Genomic DNA, 16811 nt, shown 5'->3' with positions numbered 1-16811 from the left:
GCGTGGAACGGGTACGGCTGTCGGACGGGGCGGAGCTCGCCACCTGGCGAACCGGGACGGTGACGGGCCGGCCGCCGGTGGTGCTGCTGCACGGCGGACCGGGGCTATGGGACTACCTCGAACCGGTCGCGGCCATGATCGACACACTCGCCCCGATCTTCCGGTACGACCAGCGCGGCTGCGGCCGGTCCACCCCGTCCGACGACCAGTCGATGGCGACCTCCCTGGCGGACCTGGAGCAGCTCCGGCAGGCCTGGCAGGCACCCGAGTTGATCTTGATCGGGCACTCGTTCGGAGCCACCCTCGCGCTCGCCTACGCGGCCGAGTTCCCGGACCGGGTGGCGGCGGTCGGGTATCTGGCCGGCCTCGGCACCGGTGACTGGCGAACCCCGTACCGGGCCGAGCGGGAGCGCCGCCAGCGTCAGTACGCCGACCGGCTGGCCCGCCTCACCGCCCAGCAGCGCAGCCGGGACGAGGAGATCGAGTGGCGCCGGCTCAGATGGGTCCACGACTACGCCGACCCCGACCGCGGTCTCGAGCTGGCCCGCCCGATGGCCGAGTCCGAGAACAAGATCAACTTCCAGGCCAATCGGGAGGTTCGGTTCGACGACGCGGACCTGGTCGGGTGGGCCGGTGCGGTGCGCTGCCCGGTCACGTTCCTGCACGGTGATCGGGATCCGCGGCCGGTCGCCAACGTGGTCGAGCTGGCCGGCCTGGTCCGGCGATCCCGGAAGCGGATCATCGCCGACGCCGGCCACCTGCCCTGGCTGGAACGTCCGGCCGAGACCGCCGAGCTGCTGCACGAGGTGATCATCGAGGCCGGTTGAGGCCGAGCCCTACTCCTCGGTGGACCCCTTGGCGGACGGCCAACGGTCGCAGCCGCCCTCCTTGTCCGGGCGGGACAGCGGGCGGTTGACCTCGGTGATCCCCTTGTAGGCGTACGGATCCTCGCCGGCCACCAGCAGCACGTCGCGGAAGTCGGCGGTGGCCATGCTCTCGCCCTCGACCGGGGGCCGCCAGGGCAGCAGCGACTCGGCGCTCATGTAGTGGTTGGCCAGCGCCCGCCGGTAGCCGTGCTTGCCGGAGTTCTCCAGCGACCGGTGCAGCAGGTAGCCGTTGAAGATCAGCGCGGTGCCGGCCGGGATCTCCACCGGCACCGCGTCGTCATCGGAGTACGGGAAGTCGTACGCCTCGCCGGTGCAGTCGAACCGCGGGTCGTTCTGCTCCTTGGACGGGTAGATCACGCCGCGCCGGTGCGAGCCGGGCAGCACCCAGAGGCAGCCGTTCTCGATGGTGGCGTCGTCGAGGGCGATCCAGGCCGCGGTCAGCGAACGGTCCCGGGTCGGGATGAAGAACTCGTCCTGGTGCCAGGCCTGGCCGGGCTTGCCCTCGGACTTGATGAACAGCATCGACTGCATCGCCTTGACGTTCGGGCCGATCACCGAGACCAGCGCGTCCACGATCCGCGGCGCGGTGAGCGCGGCCAGGGCGGCCGGCGACGCCTTGTGCGGGTAGTGGATGCAGAGGAACGACCGCAGCACGTCCTCGTCGCTCATCGAGGCGAACTCGGGCGGCGCGCTGTTCGGGTCGTCGCTGTCGCGCCAGCCGCCGAGGATCTCGCCGAGGTCGCCCCGGCAGAGCCGCAGCGCATCGTCGTTGACCGCGTCGACCTCGGCGCGGGAGAGGCCGTCGGCCAGCAGGGCGAAGCCGTGCTCGGCGTAGTGGGCGGCGAACTCGGCGTCCGCGGTGTCGAACCGGCGCAACTCCGGCGTGCGGGTGCTGATCAAGGAGGTCATGATCAACACTGTGCCGGGGACCGGTGCCGGGCCAATGGCCGATTGCCGCGAACTAATATCTGATCGTGACATCGCGAGCGATCGGGCTGGAGCCGGCGACGGCGGTGCTGGTCGCCGACTATCTGCCGGGAGACCAGTTCGGGCCCCGAACCCTGATCAGCTACGAGTTCGTCTGGCTGCTCGAGGGATCGGCCCGGCATATCTGGACCCGACCTCGGCCGGACGGCTCGATCGAGTCCGGCAGCACCCAGCTGCGGCCCGGCCAGCTGGTCCTGGTCACGCCCGGTACCCGGGACGCGCTGCACTGGGATCAGCACCGGGTGTCCCGGCATGCGTACGTCCACTTCATGATCACCGAACCCGGGCCGCTGCCGCCGATCGGGCAGTGGCCGATGGTCCGTGATCTGCTCGCCGCCCCGATCCTCGGCGGGATCTGCGACTACCTGCTGGAACTCGCCGGTCTCGGCACCGAGGCCGCGCAGCGGCGCAGCGTCGAGTTGATCACCCTCCTGGTCGACGTGTACGTCACCGGGCCGATGACCGACGCCGGGCCCGAGCCGCCGGCCCCGGTGGCCGCTGCTGTTGATCATGTCCGGGACGTGTGGGCGGCCGACGGGATGCGGATCGTCCCGGTCGAGGAACTGTGCGCGGCCGTCGGCATCTCGGCCGGACACCTGCACCGGGTGTTCCGGGCCGGCTACGGCACCGGACCGGCCCGCGCCTTCGAGCTGATCCGGCTGGCCCGCGGCGCCGTCGCGTTGCAGCGCAGCAACGCCGGGCTCGCCGAGATCGCCCGGCTGGTCGGCTACACGAACCCGTACCACTTCTCGCGGCGATTCCGCGAGGCCTACGGCCGGCCGCCCGGGAACTACCGGACCGCCGATGCGGCCGACCCGCTGGCCCCGCTCCGCAGGTCCGGGCTGCTCCCGTTGGCCGGGCCCCTGCTCAACCTGTGACGCTCCTCGCCTGCTCCCGGCGGCTCAAGATCGGCGCTGCTGATCCCGGTCTCCGGTGCCAGGATCAGGAGGCAGCTCCGGTCCGTGGCGTCCCGGTGATCGGTGACGATCTCGCAGCCGTCGCTCTCGGCCGCCATGATCAACTTCCGGGCCAGGGTGATCATCCGCTCGTCGCCGCCCGCCGGTACGACCAGCGTCAGCAGGTCGCCCCGGCCGCCACGCAGCGCCCGGGCGATCTGGTTCGGGCGGTAGCCGAGTTCCTCGACCGCGGCCAGCACCCGACGGCGCAGTCGATCACTCACTCCCGCGTACCCGTTGATGGCGTTGGAGGCGGTCTTCGTCGACACCCCAGCCTGGCGGGCGACGTCACGAAGAGTCGTCATGATCATCCCCTCACACCAGTGAAAGTTGTTTACTGGTGTAGTCTGAATCAGGAAATCACACCAGTCAAACGCTTATGATGGTGTTGTGAGCTCTTCCGCATCGGCGCCGGCCGAGGTGCTGCTGATCCGCGACTTCGTCAACAGCTACGAGCCGCAGGTCGACGACGAGACCCTGGCGTCCCCCAAGGCTCTGCGGGACTGGTTCGCCGGGCGCGGCCTGCTGCCGGCCCGGGCCAGGCTCGACGCCGCCGACCTTGCGGCGGCCACGACAGTCAGGGAAGGGCTGCGGGCGATCCTGCTCGGACACGGCGGGCACGCCGTCGACGAGGGCGCGATCGCCGCCGGCAACAGGATCCTGGCCGAGTTGCCCATCCGGCTGGAGCTCGGCGCGGACGGCTATCGGATGCTGCCGGCCGGCAGCGGGGCGCTCGATCCCGCGCTGATCGGGCTGCTGGACGCGATCCGGCGGGCCAAGGAGCAGGGCACCTGGGTCAGGCTCAAGGTGTGCGACCGGACCACCTGCCGCTGGGCCTACTACGACACCTCGCGCAACCAGTCGCGCCGCTGGTGCTCCATGACCGGCTGCGGCAACCACATCAAGATGAGGCGCGCCTACGCGGCCCGGACGGGCCGGGCGGAAGGCCGTACGAACTGAGCTGTTGACCATTGATCCGATCCTCACTCGACGCGAACGGCGTCTGCTGGCTCGCCTGGGCGGCCTCGGCGCCGGAGAGCAAGCGCCGCGACGCCGGAACTCGTGCAGACCGCCGTGGCCGAGACCGAGGCGGCCGTGTCGGTGTCGCAGGCCACGTTCGCCGGGGCGGAGCAGCTCCTGAGCTCCCGCCGGAATCCGGAACTGCCGAGTCGGTCCGGCACTCCCGGGAACGATGTCGTGATCGGCTCCCGCTCCCTGGTACTGGCCCGGATGGGCCGTTGATTCAGCCCGGACCCGATGATTCTCGGGCGGCGGAGGAGTCTCATTCCGTTATGGACAAGAACACTCATCCGCTGCCCGAGGTCGTCGATCGGGACACCTGGCAGGCAGCCCTGGATCAGTTGCTGGTCCGGGAGAAGGCCCACACCCGGGAGGGTGACGCGATCGCCGCGGCCCGCCGCCGGCTGCCGATGATCGAACTCGACCCGAAGATCGAACTGGTCGGCGAGAACGGCCCGGTAAGCTTGCTCGACACCTTCGAGGGGCGACGGCAACTGCTCGTCTACTTCCACATGTGGCATCACGGCCACCCCGCTCCGGAGCAGTGCGAGGGCTGCACATTCTTCACGAGCCACGCCACCGAGCTGTCGTACCTGCACAGCCGCGACGTCACATACGCGACGTTCTGCCAGGGCAGCTACCCGGAGAGCTCGCGCTACCAGGAATTCATGGGCTGGACGATGCCCTGGTACTCCGCCCGCGACGCCGAACAGGCGCTGCTCGGCGACCAGGGCTTCGGCGGCTACGCCTGCTACCTGCGCGACGGCGACCGGGTCTTCCAGACCTACTGGTCGACCGGGCGGGGGACCGAGGCCGGCGCGACCAGCTACCACCTGCTCGATCTCACGGTGTACGGGCGCCAGGAGACCTGGGAGGATTCGCCGGTGGGCTGGCCGCAGCCGTTCGCAGAGGCGGGGCAGCAGTTCCGGACCGGCGACCGGCCGACGTCCCAGTGGTCCCGGATCGAAGCCGGCCGCTCCGACGATCTCACCGGCACCGCATCCTGAGGTCCGTTGCCGGTACGGGTTTAGGATGCGGCGGTGACCCGCCCACGTATCGCGTACCAAGGCGAGCCGGGTGCCAACTCGCATCTGGTCTGCAAGGAGAACTATCCCGAGTCGGAGGCCGTGCCCTGCGCGTCCTTCGAGGACGTCTTCGCGGTCGTCGAGAGCGGCGAGGTCGACCTCGCCATGATCCCGATCGACAACTCCATCGCCGGCCGGGTCGCCGACATCCACCACTTCCTGCCGCAGTCCGGGCTGCACATCATCGCCGAGCACTTCCTTCGGATCCGGTTCCACCTGATGGGGGTACCGGGAGCGACGCTGGACACGATCACCACGGCGCACAGCCACGTGCACGCGCTCGGCCAGTGCCGCAAGATCATCCGCCGGCTCGGCCTGCGACCGATCATCTCCGGTGACACCGCCGGCGCCGCGCGCGAGGTCGCCGAGGCCGCGGACCCGACCCAGGCCGCCATCTCCCCGCCGCTCGCCGCCGAGATCTACGGCCTGGAGATCCTGGCCGAGGACATCGAGGACGAAGATCACAACACGACCCGGTTCGTGGTCCTGTCCCGCGACTTCATCAAGGCCCCGGCCGGCAACGGCCCCGTCGTCACCTCGTTCATCTTCAACGTCCGCAACCTGCCCGCCGCGCTCTACAAGGCGCTCGGCGGGTTCGCGACCAACGGCGTGAACATGACCAAGCTGGAGAGCTACATGGTCGACGGCTCCTTCAGCGGCGCCACCCAGTTCCTGGCCGAGGTCGACGGTCATCCCGACGACATCGGCGTCAAGCGGGCCCTGGAAGAGCTCGCCTTCTTCTCCACCGACGTCAAGATGCTCGGCGTCTACCCCGCCGACCCCTCCCGTTCCTGAGCCGAGCGGCGGCCCGAGCGAGCGGGGACGCTCGCGGCCTCCGGCGGCATCGAACCGCAGAGTCTCTGGTCACACCTCGGTCCGCGTCGAGTGGACCCGAATGGCATCGCTTCGGCACCAAGAGTTGCCAAAGGCGTCCGCTCAGTGCGGAGGCCGCGGGTGCTGGCCGCACGATTCTCGGTCGCGGGTCCTGCCGGAGTCGGCGCGGGTCGCGGAGCCCAAGTGCGGCTCGGTCCGGGCGTTCGAATGGAAGAGGCGCAGGAGGCTGCGACGGCTGCAGCGGACCCCGCGATCCGGCACACATCGATCGACCTCCGGGCGCAGACCGCGAGCTCATGGATGGAGATCAACGGGCCGCCAACACGGCTCCGGCGTGATCCGGTCGCGCCACGAAACGGTCCGTCCCGTACGCCCTCCCCGACCACAACGATCGAGTGGTGACTTAACGACGCCGAACGCGCCGGATGGCGTCGACAACTCACCACTCGACGTCGAAATGCCCGGGCCCTCCCGGCACCGCCCCGAGCGCCCGGGCAACCACAGTCGGCAAGATCAGCTCGACGCTCGGCTGGAGACCGGAAACCCCAGCCCCCGTCGCGGGACCAAGCTCCCCCTGAACTAAAAGATTCACGCGGATTCGTGGAGCCTCGGCACGTCGGCGAGCAGACGCTGCGTGTACTCGTGCTGCGGGTTGAAGATCACGTCGTCGGTCGGTCCCTGCTCGACCAGGATCCCCTTCTCCATCACGAGCACCTTGTCGGCGAGATAACAGGCCTGGCCGATGTCGTGGGTGATGAAGAGGACGGTCATGCCGAGCTCGTCGCGAAGGTCGGTCAGCACGTTGAGGATGTTCACCCGGAGCGAGGCGTCGAGCATGGAGGTCGCCTCGTCGGCGATCAGCAGGCGCGGGCGCAGCATCAGGGCTCGGGCGATCATGATCCGTTGCCGCTGACCGCCGGACAGCTGGTGCGGGAAACGATCAAGGACGCTCAGGTCCATCCCGACGTGGCCGAGCGCCTCCTCCAGCCGCTCCTTCGCCGACACCCGGTCCAGCATCCGCAAGGATCGGTTCAGCAGCCGACGTACGGTGAAGAACTGGTTGAACGACGAGAACGGGTCCTGGAAGACCGCCTGCACGTCCCGCCAGTACGCGATCCGCGCCGCCGTGGACAGCTTTGTCACGTCCTTGCCGTCGAAGGTCATGGTCCCGGAGCTGACCGGCAGCAGTCCGAGCACCATCCGCGCGATGGTCGACTTGCCCGAGCCGCTCTCGCCGACGATCGTCGTGATCTCCTTCTCCACCAGGGCGAACGAGACGTCCTCAACCGCGGTCACCTGGTTCCGGCCGGAGCCGAAGGTGCGGCCGATCCCACTGGCGGTGAAGATCTCGGTGCCGTGCCCTGAGCCCGTCGAAGGGTCGTCGCTCATGTCGTCCTCCCGGTGGTCGGGGCGTCCTCGAAGCCCTTCATGCCCTCGATCCTGATCTTGCGGTACTTGGGCTCCGGCACCAGCACCGAACCCAACAAGGCCCGGGTGTACGGGTGCTGCGGATCGTCGACCAGCTCCGGGGTGTCGCCGGTCTCGACGATCTTGCCGCGGTACATGATCGCGAGTCGGTTCGAGACCGTACGCAACACCGGAAGATCATGCGTGATGAAGATGACGCCGGACATGATCTTCTTCTCCAGCATGTCCAGCAGCATGTCGATCAACGCCTTCTGCGACGTCACGTCGAGCGCCGAGGTCGGCTCGTCGGCGATCAGGATCCGCGGATTGAGCAGCGTCGAGATCACCGTCACGGTCCGTTGCTTCATGCCGCCGGACAGCTGATGCGGGTACGCGTCGAGGGCCCGGACCGGCAGCCCGAGGGTCTCGAACCGGTCCCGGGCCCGGTCGATCGCCTCGCTCCGTTTCGCCGAACGATCATGGGCCTTCACGACGTCCACCACAAGATCACGAACGCGCATGGTCGGGCTGATCGAGTTCATCGCGCCCTGCGGCAGCATCGACACGACGGAGCCGCGCCAGGTCCGGGGGATCCGTTGCGATCCGTCCAGCATCAGCTCCTTGCCGTCCACCTCGAGGGCGCCGTTGTCGACGTACAGCGGCGGCCGCGCGGTCAGCGAGATGATCGACCCGAGCGTCGACTTGCCACTGCCGGACTCGCCGGCCAGGCCGAGCACCTCCCCCTCGTCGAGCGAGAGGGAGACGTGATCGACCGCGTGCAGTTCGGCCGACCCCGACCGGTAGACGCCATGGATGTCGGTGGCGCGCAGCAGTTGGCTCATTTCGGCGGTCCTTCCGCGGGGACGACATCGGCGACGGCCTTCTTGATCTTGCGGGCCCGGCCCCTGCGCAGCCGGGGATTGAACACCTCGTCCAGGCTGGACTGCAGCAGCAGCAGCGAGAACGCCACGATCGACAGCATCACCGTCGGCGGGATGAAGGCGAACCAGTAGCCGTTCCGGATCGAGCCCCAGGTCAGTGCCCAGTAGAGCATCAGGCCGAGGCTGACGGTGCCGCCGGCCGGCCCCAGACCGAGCAGGCTGAGCGCCGACTCGGCCAGGATCGCCCCGGACACCTGCAGAACGAAGGCCATCACGACATAGCTGAGCAGGTACGGCAGCACGTCCCAGCCGAGGATCGACCAGAACCGGGCGCCGGACAGCCGGGCGACGTCGATGTGTTCCCGGGTGCGCACGCTGGTCGCCTGGGCCCGGACCGCGCGGGCGGTCCACGGCCAGCCGGTCACGCCGATCACCAGCGCCAGGGTGAAGATCGACCGGTCGTTCAGCGCGATCGACAGCAAGATCACCACGACGATGCTGGGGATGGCCAGCGCGATGTTCGTGGCGCCCATCAGGATGTCGTCCAGCACGCCACCGCGGTAGCCGGCGATCAGCCCGATCACCAGGCCGATCGCGGTCGCGATGGCACCGGCGATCAGGCCGACGATGAGCGACGTGCGCGTCCCGTACACCAGATTGGCCACCACACTCTGGCCCTCGTTGTCGGTGCCGAGCAGGAAGGGCCCGAAGCCCTGCGGCGGGTCGTACAGGCCGCCGATCACGGCGTTCGGATCGGTCTGCACGACGAACGGGCCGAACAGGGCGATCAGCACCGTGATCCCGATCAGCACGCTGGCGAACCAGAATCTGGGAGTGAAACTCACGGCTTTCATCAGCGATCACCACTTTGGGCCGCGCGGATCCGGGGATCGATGATGCCGTACGCGATCTCGACGCAGAAGTTCGCGGCGAGCACGGCCAGCGTGATCAACAACGTGATCGACTGGATCACCGGATAGTCGCTCTGACTGATGGCGTTGAACAACAGGGTGCCGAGCCCGGGATAGTTGAACACCAGTTCGGTGATCAACGCGCCGCCGATCATGCCGCCGATCGACAACGCCAGGCCGGTGATCTGCGGCAGCATCGCGTTCCGGAAGATGTACCGGACGATCGTCGAGTCACGCAGCCCCAGACCCCTGCCGTAATTGACGTAGTCGGAGCCGAGCTCGTAGATCGCCATCGACCGCATGCCGATCGCCTGGCCGCCGATGAAGATCAACACCAGGGACCAGAACGGTAACCAGAAGTAGGTGATCGCATCGCCGAAGAACGCGAACGTCGCCTCCGGTGACAGGCCGAGCGAGTAGGCGCCGCTGATCGGCATGACGCCGAGCGAGACGCCGACGATGTACTGCAGCAGGATTGCCAGGCAGTAGTACGGCATGCTGGACAGGAACAGCGAACCGAGGAACGCGCCCCGATCGAAGTGCCCGCCCTTGAACGCCGCGATGGCGCCGAGCCCGTTGCCGACCAGCCAGCCGATCAAGATCGCCGGGAGCTGGATCGCGATGCTCCACGGGAGCGCGTCGCCGACCAGCGTGTTGACCTTCGCCGGGTACTGCGCGAACGAGGTGCCGAGGTTGCCCTGGGCCAGCTGGCCCAGATAGATGAAGAACTGCTTCCAGAGCGGCTCGTTCAGCCCGAACTCGCGCATGAACGTCTCGTGGATCTGCCGGAGCTGATCACCGCCGGTGCCACCGCCCCTCGCCAGCTGGCTGACGATCGTGTCCACCGGGTTGCCGGGGATCAGTCGGGGCAGCAGGAAGTTGAGCAGCAGCGCGATGATCAGAGCCAGCAGATACCAGAGCAGTTTGCGGCCGAGATAGCGTGCGAAAACCATCGAAGACTAGCCTCGCGCGCCTAGGTCCCCACCTTCTTCAACTTGAACAACCATTGGATTCCGGCGCCCTGCCACATCGGCGGTGCATACGGGTTCTCGGCGGTCGGGAAGCCGACCCAGTTGGTCTCGTTGAACTCGTAGAACTCCAGCGGCCGGTACATCAGCGGCACCGCCGGCACCTTCTCCCGGAAGATCGCGTCCAGCTTCTGGTAGACCTCGCGACGCTCCTCGTCACTGGTGGCGGCGCCGGCCTGGTCGAGCAGGCCGGGCACTTCGGGATCGGAGAACCGGATGAAGTTGTAGAACGTGGTCTTGCCCAACGGCGCGGCACCGCGGTTGTCCATCAGGTCCCGGAACCGCGACCACGGGCTGGCCAGGCTCACACCGGACGCGCTCCAGCAGGCCAGTTCGAAGTCGCCGTTCTGCATCTTCGACGTCACCTGCGGCGCCTGCGGGAACTCGGTCGCCACATCGATGCCGACCGCCTTGAGGCTCTTCGCCGCGACCTCGCAGGCCGTCTGCCAGTCCGACCAGCCGGTCGGCGTGATCACCGTCCAGGGGCCGAGCCGGGTGCCGTCCGGCAGCTCGTAGATGCCGTCCGATCCCTTGGTGGCCTTGAGATCCTCCTCGAGGATCCGGACCGCCTCGTCGGGGTCGTACTTCCAACCCTGCGAGTCCACCGCGGCCTGGTCGTAGAACTTCTCCTCGTACCCGGTCGGCAAGATCAAACTCGCGTTGGCGGGGTCGGAGTAGTCCGACATCGCGGTCTTGGCGATGTTGGGCGTGTCGATGGCGAACGCGATCGCTCGCCGTACCAACGGATTGTCCAGGCCCTTGACCTTGTTGTTGATCTGCAGCAGCGGGGTGTTGCCGGGCAGGTAGTACGGCTTCTCCTTGAGCCAGGTGCCGACCGGCTTGCCCTTCTCCCACATCTTCCAGATCTGGGCGGTGAACTGCTGGCTGGCGTCGATCTCGCCGCTCTCCAGCTTCAGGTCACCGTCGTTGTTGGAGCGGAAGATCGGGTGGTTGATCATCTTCATCGCCGGGGTGCCGTAGATGGCCTTGCCCCAGTAATCGTCGAACCGGACCAGGCTGATCTGGGTCTGGTCGGCCTTCTCCAGTTTGAACGGGCCGCTGCCGACCGGTTCCATGTTGGTGTCGGAGGTGAGCTTCTTGGCGTCGATCTTGCTCCAGACCGCCTGCGGGATGATCGCCGTGGCGGCGATCGCGTTGCGGACCGGCAGCAGGTTCAGCGGCTTGGACTTCGCCTTGAACTGGACCGTCCGCGGATCCTTCGCGGTCACCGACTCCAGGTATTCCCAGACATTGGAGTAGCTCAGCGAGTTGTCCTTGGCCAGCTCGAACGTGAACACGACGTCGTCGGCCGTGAGTTCCGACCCGTCGTGCCACTTGGTGCCGTCCTGCAGCGGTACCTCGAGCGTCTGCGCGTCGACCTCGATGAGTTCCTTGCCGAGGCCGGGCTGCAGGCTGCCGTCCAGCATGTTGAAGCGGAGCAGGGTTTCGTAGATCAACTGCATCTGGCCGCCGGTGGACGGCCAGGCCGGCGAGGGGCCGAGCGGGTTGAAGTTGGTCGGCGGGCCCCACTGGAAGCCGGCCACGAAGAAGGTCTCGCCCGAGGCGCCCGGCCGGCCCTGGCTCTCCGTACCGCCGGGCCGATTGCCCGTCTGCGCGGTGCCGCAACCGGCGGCACCGACTCCGACCGCGGCACCACCCGCGGTGAGTCCGGCGAGGGCCAGGAAGCGGCGGCGACTCGACTCCATCGTGGTCCCCCAGGAGTTCGAGTCATGGTCACCGGCCGGGTCCGGGCGTTCGCCTCGGCCTGGCTGGTGCGTGGGATCGGTCATCGTCGTCCTCCCCTGAAGGCAACATTGGTTCAAGTGAGCCCAAACTCACCACTTAACCGGTTCGGTTGTCAATGCCCCGACTGGCTTTGGATGCAGATTGATACCTGGTCCGGGCCGGGCCAAACGGGCGCGCCGGTGTGAGCCATAATCGAGCCCGGTTTGTCGAATCGATTCACGAAAGCGAGCGCCCATGACCGTCGTCGTCACCGCCGTGTTCCATCCCAAGGAAGGCGCGAAGGAACAGCTCGCCGAGGCCATGCGGGAGGGCATCGAGGCCGTCCACGCCGAACCGGGCTGTGAGTTGTACGCCATCCACGACGCCGCGGACGGCACGATCACCATGATCGAGAAGTGGACCACGGTCGAGGACCTGGACGCCCACGGCTCCGGCGCCGCCGTCAAGGTGCTCGGCGCCGGCATCGAGGGCCTGCTGGCCAAGCCGACCGTGGTCACCCGGATGACCCCGATCCCGCTCGGCACCCCGGAGCAGGGCGCCCTCTGAGCAACGTCTGCGGGTAGGCCGGATCGGCGAGACCGATACGGAGCCGAACCGCAGCGACTGTCGGCGGCGTTTGCAAGACTGCGCTCATGCTGTTGGAACGGGTCGCCGCGGCGTCGGCGGCGATGGCCGCGACGCGGTCACGGATCGCCAAGCGCGAAGTGATCGCCGCGGTGCTGCGCGACGCGGAGCCGGCGGAGATCGAGATCGTGGTGGCCTACCTGGCCGGCTCGTTGCGGCAGCGGCGGACCGGCATCGGCTGGCGTACGGTCAGCAAGGCGCCGCCGCCCGCCGCCGAGGCGACCCTGAGCGTGACCGAGGTGGACGCCATCTTCGAGGCCACGGCCGCGCTGGCCGGCACCGGGTCGGCGGGCCGCCGGGCCCAACTGGTGGCGAACCTGTTCGGCCGGGCGACCGAGCCGGAGCAGCGGTTGCTGGCCGGGCTGATCTCGGGCGAGCTGCGGCAGGGCGCGCTGGAGGCGCAGGTGCAGGAGGGGCTCGCGGTCGCCTACGAAGTGCCGGTGGCCGCGGTGCGGCGGGCGGCGATGCTCGCGTCGTCGACGACGGCCGCGGCACGGGTGCTGGTCGAGGGCGGTCTGGCCGGCTTGGCGGAGGTCGGGCTGACCGTCGGGACCGGGATCCAGCCGATGCTCGCGGCCAGTGCGCCGGACGTCACCGAGGCGGTCGGGAAGGCCGGCCTGCCGCTGCTGGTCGACCACAAGCTGGACGGGATCCGGGTCCAGGTGCACAAGGACGACGACACGATCCGGATGTTCACCCGGTCGCTGGACGAGATCACCGAGCGGCTGCCGGAGGTGAGTGCCACGGTGGCCGCGCTGCCGTACCAGAGGATGGTGCTGGACGGCGAGGTGCTGGCGTTCCGGCCGGACGGGAAGCCGGAGAGTTTCCAGGTGATCGCCTCCCGGACCGGCTCCCAGCTGGACGTTCCCGCGCAGGCGGTGCGGACGCCGCTGCGCGGCTTCTTCTTCGACCTGCTGCACCTGGACGGTCGCGACCTGCTGGACGAGCCGCTGTCCGAGCGGATCCGGATCATGGCCGAGGTGCTGTCGCCGGAGCTGATCGTGCCGCGACGGTTCTGCGAAACCGAGGACGAATTGGCCGAGGTGTTCCGGACCGCCGTCCTGGACGGGTACGAGGGCGTCGTGGTGAAGCGGCTCGACGCGCCGTATGCGGCGGGCCGGCGCGACTCGGCCTGGATCAAGATCAAACCGCGGCACACGCTGGACCTGATCGTCACGGCCGCAGAATGGGGCCACGGGCGCCGGAAGGGCTGGCTGTCCAACCTGCACCTGGCCGCGCGCGACCCGGCCAGCGGCGAGTTGATCATGCTCGGCAAGACGTTCAAGGGGATGACCGACAAGCTGCTGGCCTGGCAGACCGACCGGTTCCTCGAGCTGGAGGCGAGCCGCGACGACTACACGGTCTACGTCCGGCCGGAGACGGTGGTCGAGATCGCGTTCGACGGGCTGCAGCGCTCGACCCGCTATCCGGGCGGGGTGGCGCTGCGGTTCGCCCGGGTGCTGCGTTATCGCGAGGACAAGACCGCCGATCAGGCCGACACGTTCGACACCGTGCTCGCGATCGGGGGCACCGTCGAGCCGGAGTGACGGTGCGGGTCGCTACGGTGGGCGGGTGGCTTCCGAGGACAGGGCGGATCAGCCCGGATCCGCACGCGTACTGGTGGTCGTGTCGATCGGACTGCTGGTCGTCGGCGCGACCGTCGCCGTCGTGTGCGGCCTGCTCGGCCTGACCGGGCCGGAGGTCGCGCTGGGTCCCTATGCCGGTTTCCTGTTCGGGTACGCGTTCGCGACGGTCGGCCTGTCGATCTTGCTCCAGACTGTGATCGATTCGGCCACGGTGCCGGCGATCGTCTGCGGCGCCGCGGCACTGCTGTTGGCGGGGATCGTGCTGGCCCGCAGGGAGGCGATGGACCTCGTCGAGGTCGGCGCCGGCTCCTTCGTGGTCGCCTGCATCGCCTGGTGGGCGTACCAGTCGTTCCGGCGGCAGCGCGGCCGCGCGTCCTGACCGGGCCGTCCCTTCTTTCCGCAGCCCTTCTTCCGCAGCCGCGACCGTTCCTCCCGTCCGCGACCGCTGCAATAGTCGCGGTTGCGTGCAACGGTCGCGGCTGCGGGCGGGCGATATCCTGGCGCGGTGTCCGATGCGGGTCGGTTGAGCCGATGATCTTCCTGCTGCCGTTGGCGATCGCAGTCACCGTCTGCGCCATCGCCGTCACCCGGACCCGCGCTGAGCCGCGCCGGCTCAGCAACGCGTACTGGCTGCTGGCCGGGGCGATGTTGTTGATCAACGTGCTCGGCGGCCTGGGGCTGGTCATCGTCGACCTGCTGTCCTTCCTCATCGTGGCGATCGCTCTGCTGTCTCCGCTGCTGATCCTGGTGCTCTGCGGCTTCCTGATCATGAACGGCGTCGTGATGCTGCGCCGGGAGCGGGCCAGCCTGGCCAACTCGCTGTCCCTGCTGGCCGGGCTGATGATCATGGCGGCGGTCGTCCTGACGATCCCGGTCTTCCTGGCCGGGCCGCTCTGGTTGCGGGCGCTCTGGCTGTTCGGCCTGCTGGCGGTCGGCTACCTCGGGTTCCACTTCGTGGCGTTCCTCGGGTACGCCCAGCTCTACACCTGGCTGGTCCGGAACCGTCCGGCCGCCTGGGTGATGGTGCTCGGCTCGGGCCTCCGCCGCGGCACCGAGGTGCCGCCGTTGCTCGCCTCCCGGATCCGCGCCGGTATCGCCGAGTTCACCCGCCGCGGCGCCCGGGTGTTGATCATGTCCGGTGGTCAGGGGAGGGACGAGCAGCTCGCCGAGGGGACCGCGATGGCGGCCTGGGCGGTCGACCACGGCGTCGATCCGGCTTCGGTCCGGGCCGAGATCCGGTCCCGGACCACCGAAGAGAATCTGCGCTTCACCGGGGAGCTGATCCGCGCCGAAACCTCGACTCCGCCCGGCTCCGGCCTGATCGTCACCAGCAACTACCACGTGCTGCGGGCCGCCATCCTGGCCCGCAAGGCCGGGCTGGACGCGCAGGCGACCGGGGCTCCGACCGCCGGCTACTACTGGCCCAGCGCGATGATCAGGGAGTACGTCGCGATCCTGCGCGAGCGCCTGCTCCTGCACGCGGTGCTGCTGCCGCTGATCGCGCTGCCGTTGCCGCTGGTCCTGCTGCTCGCCGGCGGCTCGCCCTAGTCGAGCTTCTTGTGCGCCGTCTCGCCGAGGAACACGTACACGATCAGCGAGATCAGGCACAGCCCGGCGATGTACCAGCCGAACAGGCCGGGGTTGCCCAGCTGCTTGAACCAGGTGCCCATGTACGGAGCCGTGCCGCCGAACAGTGCCACCGTCAGCGAGTACGGGAAGCCGATGCCGGACGCCCGGACCCGGCCGGGGATCAGTTCGGCGTTCAGCGCGGCGCTGATCGAGGTGAAGCCGCTGAGGAAGATCATCCCGAGCAGCGTGATGATCAACAGTACGGCGAAGCTGTTGCTTGAGCTGATCAGGTTCAGCGCCGGCACGATGCCGATCATGAAGGCCGCCGCGAAGGCGATCAACATCGGGCGCCGGCCGATCCGGTCCGAGATCGCCCCGGTCACCGGCTGGATCAACCCGAAGAACGCCAGCGAGATCGTACTGATCAACAACGCCTGCTGAGTCGGATGCCCGTTCTGCTGGGCGAACGTCGGCAGATACGTGGTCCACGAGTAGTAGGCGATCGTGCCCGCGATGGTGACGCCACAGATCAACAGTGACTCCCGCGGGTGCCGCAGGATCGCCTCGAACAACCCCGGCCGGCGCTGGTCCTGGCCGACCTCGCGGGTCTCTTCGGCGCTGAACCGGATGACGAGCCCGACCAGCGCGATGACCGCGCCGATGAAGAAGCCGATCCGCCAGCCCCAGCCGGACAACTGTTCCTGGGTGAGCGCGAAGGCGAGGATCGTCGCCACGCCGGACGCGACCAGCTGGCCGGCCGTGGTGGAGACGTACTGGAACGAGGAGAAGAAGCCGCGCCGTCCGGGCGGCGCCGACTCGACCAGGAACGTCGTGTTCGCGGCGAACTCGCCGCCGATGGAGAAGCCGGCCACCAGCCGGCCGAAGACCAAGATCATCGGTGCCAGGATCCCGGCCGACTCGTAGGTCGGGGTGAGTCCGATGATCAAACTGCCGAACCCCATCATCAGGATGGTCGCGGTCAGCGTGTTCTTCCGTCCCCAGCGATCGGCGGCCCAGCCGATCACCAGTCCGCCGATCGGCCGCAGGAAGAAGCCGACCGCGAACACCGCGAACGCGGACAGCACCTGGGCCACCGGATCGCCGGGAGCGAAGACCTGCGCCGCGAAGATCGGCGTCAGGAAGGTGTAGATGTACCAGTCGTACCACTCGACGGCGTTCCCGATGGAGGCCGCGACGATCTGTCGCGGCCCGCGCTGCTGGGCCCTCGTTCGTTGATCAACACCGCTCCGTTGATCAACGGCGTCGCCATGCCCCGCAGGTTCGCTCATC

Annotated in this window: 18 protein-coding genes; 10 read left to right on the top strand and 8 right to left on the bottom strand. The window is 68.5% G+C overall.

The features are described from left to right. The first annotated feature begins 2 nt into the window (after positions 1-2). Positions 3-827: an alpha/beta fold hydrolase gene (locus BKA15_RS12010; RefSeq protein WP_179751043.1), complete on the top strand. Its 825-nt coding sequence runs from the start codon at positions 3-5 to the stop codon at positions 825-827. Between the two features lie 9 nt (positions 828-836). On the opposite strand, the gene BKA15_RS12005 is transcribed toward BKA15_RS12010, so the two are convergent. Then, a complete protein-coding gene (locus BKA15_RS12005; RefSeq protein WP_179751041.1) occupies positions 837-1796 on the bottom strand; it encodes a phytanoyl-CoA dioxygenase family protein in 960 nt (319 codons plus the stop codon). Between the two features lie 65 nt (positions 1797-1861). On the opposite strand from BKA15_RS12005, the gene BKA15_RS36835 reads away from it, so the two are divergent. Then, positions 1862-2752, top strand: a complete 891-nt coding sequence (locus BKA15_RS36835; RefSeq protein ID WP_179751039.1) for a helix-turn-helix transcriptional regulator — start codon at positions 1862-1864, stop codon at positions 2750-2752. Here the strand turns inward: BKA15_RS36835 and BKA15_RS11995 are convergent. Continuing rightward, positions 2665-3141: a LacI family DNA-binding transcriptional regulator gene (locus BKA15_RS11995; protein WP_179751038.1), complete on the bottom strand. Its 477-nt coding sequence runs from the start codon at positions 3139-3141 to the stop codon at positions 2665-2667. The two genes, BKA15_RS36835 and BKA15_RS11995, sit on opposite strands and share 88 nt — an antisense overlap. Before the next feature lie 79 nt (positions 3142-3220). Here BKA15_RS11995 and BKA15_RS11990 point away from each other — a divergent pair, with 79 nt between their 5' ends. From BKA15_RS11990 to BKA15_RS11975, 4 genes are all read left to right on the top strand, one after another. Beyond that, entirely contained in the window at positions 3221-3790 is a 570-nt protein-coding gene (locus BKA15_RS11990; protein ID WP_179751036.1) for a CGNR zinc finger domain-containing protein, read from the top strand. 114 nt (positions 3791-3904) lie between these two features. Further along, the gene (locus BKA15_RS11985; RefSeq protein ID WP_179751034.1) at positions 3905-4072 is read left to right on the top strand and encodes a hypothetical protein; all 168 of its coding nucleotides are present in this window, start codon (positions 3905-3907) and stop codon (positions 4070-4072) included. A gap of 50 nt (positions 4073-4122) precedes the next feature. Next, positions 4123-4857, top strand: a complete 735-nt coding sequence (locus BKA15_RS11980; protein WP_179751032.1) for a DUF899 family protein — start codon at positions 4123-4125, stop codon at positions 4855-4857. Between the two features lie 33 nt (positions 4858-4890). Beyond that, on the top strand, positions 4891-5730 hold the full coding sequence (locus tag BKA15_RS11975) for a prephenate dehydratase (protein WP_179751030.1): 840 nt from the start codon (positions 4891-4893) through the stop codon (positions 5728-5730). Between the two features lie 627 nt (positions 5731-6357). Here the strand turns inward: BKA15_RS11975 and BKA15_RS11970 are convergent. Genes BKA15_RS11970 through BKA15_RS11950 form a run of 5 tightly spaced genes read right to left on the bottom strand, consistent with a single transcriptional unit; the run spans position 6358 to position 11786 of the window. After that, entirely contained in the window at positions 6358-7158 is an 801-nt protein-coding gene (locus tag BKA15_RS11970) for an ABC transporter ATP-binding protein (RefSeq protein WP_179751028.1), read from the bottom strand. Then, a complete protein-coding gene (locus BKA15_RS11965; protein ID WP_179751026.1) occupies positions 7155-8018 on the bottom strand; it encodes an ABC transporter ATP-binding protein in 864 nt (287 codons plus the stop codon). The genes BKA15_RS11970 and BKA15_RS11965 overlap by 4 nt, the downstream gene beginning before the upstream one ends. Next, complete coding sequence (locus BKA15_RS11960) at positions 8015-8911, bottom strand: ABC transporter permease (RefSeq protein ID WP_179751024.1); 897 nt, start codon at positions 8909-8911, stop codon at positions 8015-8017. Before BKA15_RS11960 ends, BKA15_RS11965 begins: the two co-directional genes overlap by 4 nt. Next, on the bottom strand, positions 8911-9921 hold the full coding sequence (locus BKA15_RS11955; RefSeq protein WP_179751022.1) for an ABC transporter permease: 1011 nt from the start codon (positions 9919-9921) through the stop codon (positions 8911-8913). Before BKA15_RS11955 ends, BKA15_RS11960 begins: the two co-directional genes overlap by 1 nt. Before the next feature lie 20 nt (positions 9922-9941). Then, the gene (locus BKA15_RS11950; RefSeq protein ID WP_246322326.1) at positions 9942-11786 is read right to left on the bottom strand and encodes an ABC transporter substrate-binding protein; all 1845 of its coding nucleotides are present in this window, start codon (positions 11784-11786) and stop codon (positions 9942-9944) included. Between the two features lie 190 nt (positions 11787-11976). Between BKA15_RS11950 and BKA15_RS11945 the strand changes: the two genes are divergently transcribed. The 4 genes from BKA15_RS11945 to BKA15_RS11930 all read left to right on the top strand — a co-directional run bounded on the left by BKA15_RS11945 (position 11977) and on the right by BKA15_RS11930 (position 15500). After that, complete coding sequence (locus tag BKA15_RS11945; protein WP_179751020.1) at positions 11977-12288, top strand: putative quinol monooxygenase; 312 nt, start codon at positions 11977-11979, stop codon at positions 12286-12288. An 86-nt stretch (positions 12289-12374) separates the two neighbouring features. Beyond that, positions 12375-13913, top strand: coding sequence for an ATP-dependent DNA ligase (locus BKA15_RS11940; RefSeq protein WP_179751018.1), 1539 nt, complete (start codon positions 12375-12377; stop codon positions 13911-13913). A 25-nt stretch (positions 13914-13938) separates the two neighbouring features. Then, positions 13939-14331: a hypothetical protein gene (locus BKA15_RS11935; RefSeq protein WP_179751016.1), complete on the top strand. Its 393-nt coding sequence runs from the start codon at positions 13939-13941 to the stop codon at positions 14329-14331. A 152-nt stretch (positions 14332-14483) separates the two neighbouring features. Continuing rightward, on the top strand, positions 14484-15500 hold the full coding sequence (locus tag BKA15_RS11930) for a YdcF family protein (protein ID WP_179751014.1): 1017 nt from the start codon (positions 14484-14486) through the stop codon (positions 15498-15500). Here BKA15_RS11930 and BKA15_RS11925 read toward each other — a convergent pair. Then, positions 15497-16810 (bottom strand): MFS transporter, encoded by a 1314-nt coding sequence (locus BKA15_RS11925; protein WP_179751012.1) that lies wholly within the window; start codon positions 16808-16810, stop codon positions 15497-15499. The two genes, BKA15_RS11930 and BKA15_RS11925, sit on opposite strands and share 4 nt — an antisense overlap. Position 16811 lies beyond the last annotated feature (1 nt).

Source organism: Microlunatus parietis (assembly GCF_013407955.1).
In the GTDB taxonomy this organism is placed as follows: Bacteria; Actinomycetota; Actinomycetes; order Propionibacteriales; family Propionibacteriaceae; genus Microlunatus; species Microlunatus parietis.
This window is presented reverse-complemented; position numbering and strand designations above follow the sequence as displayed.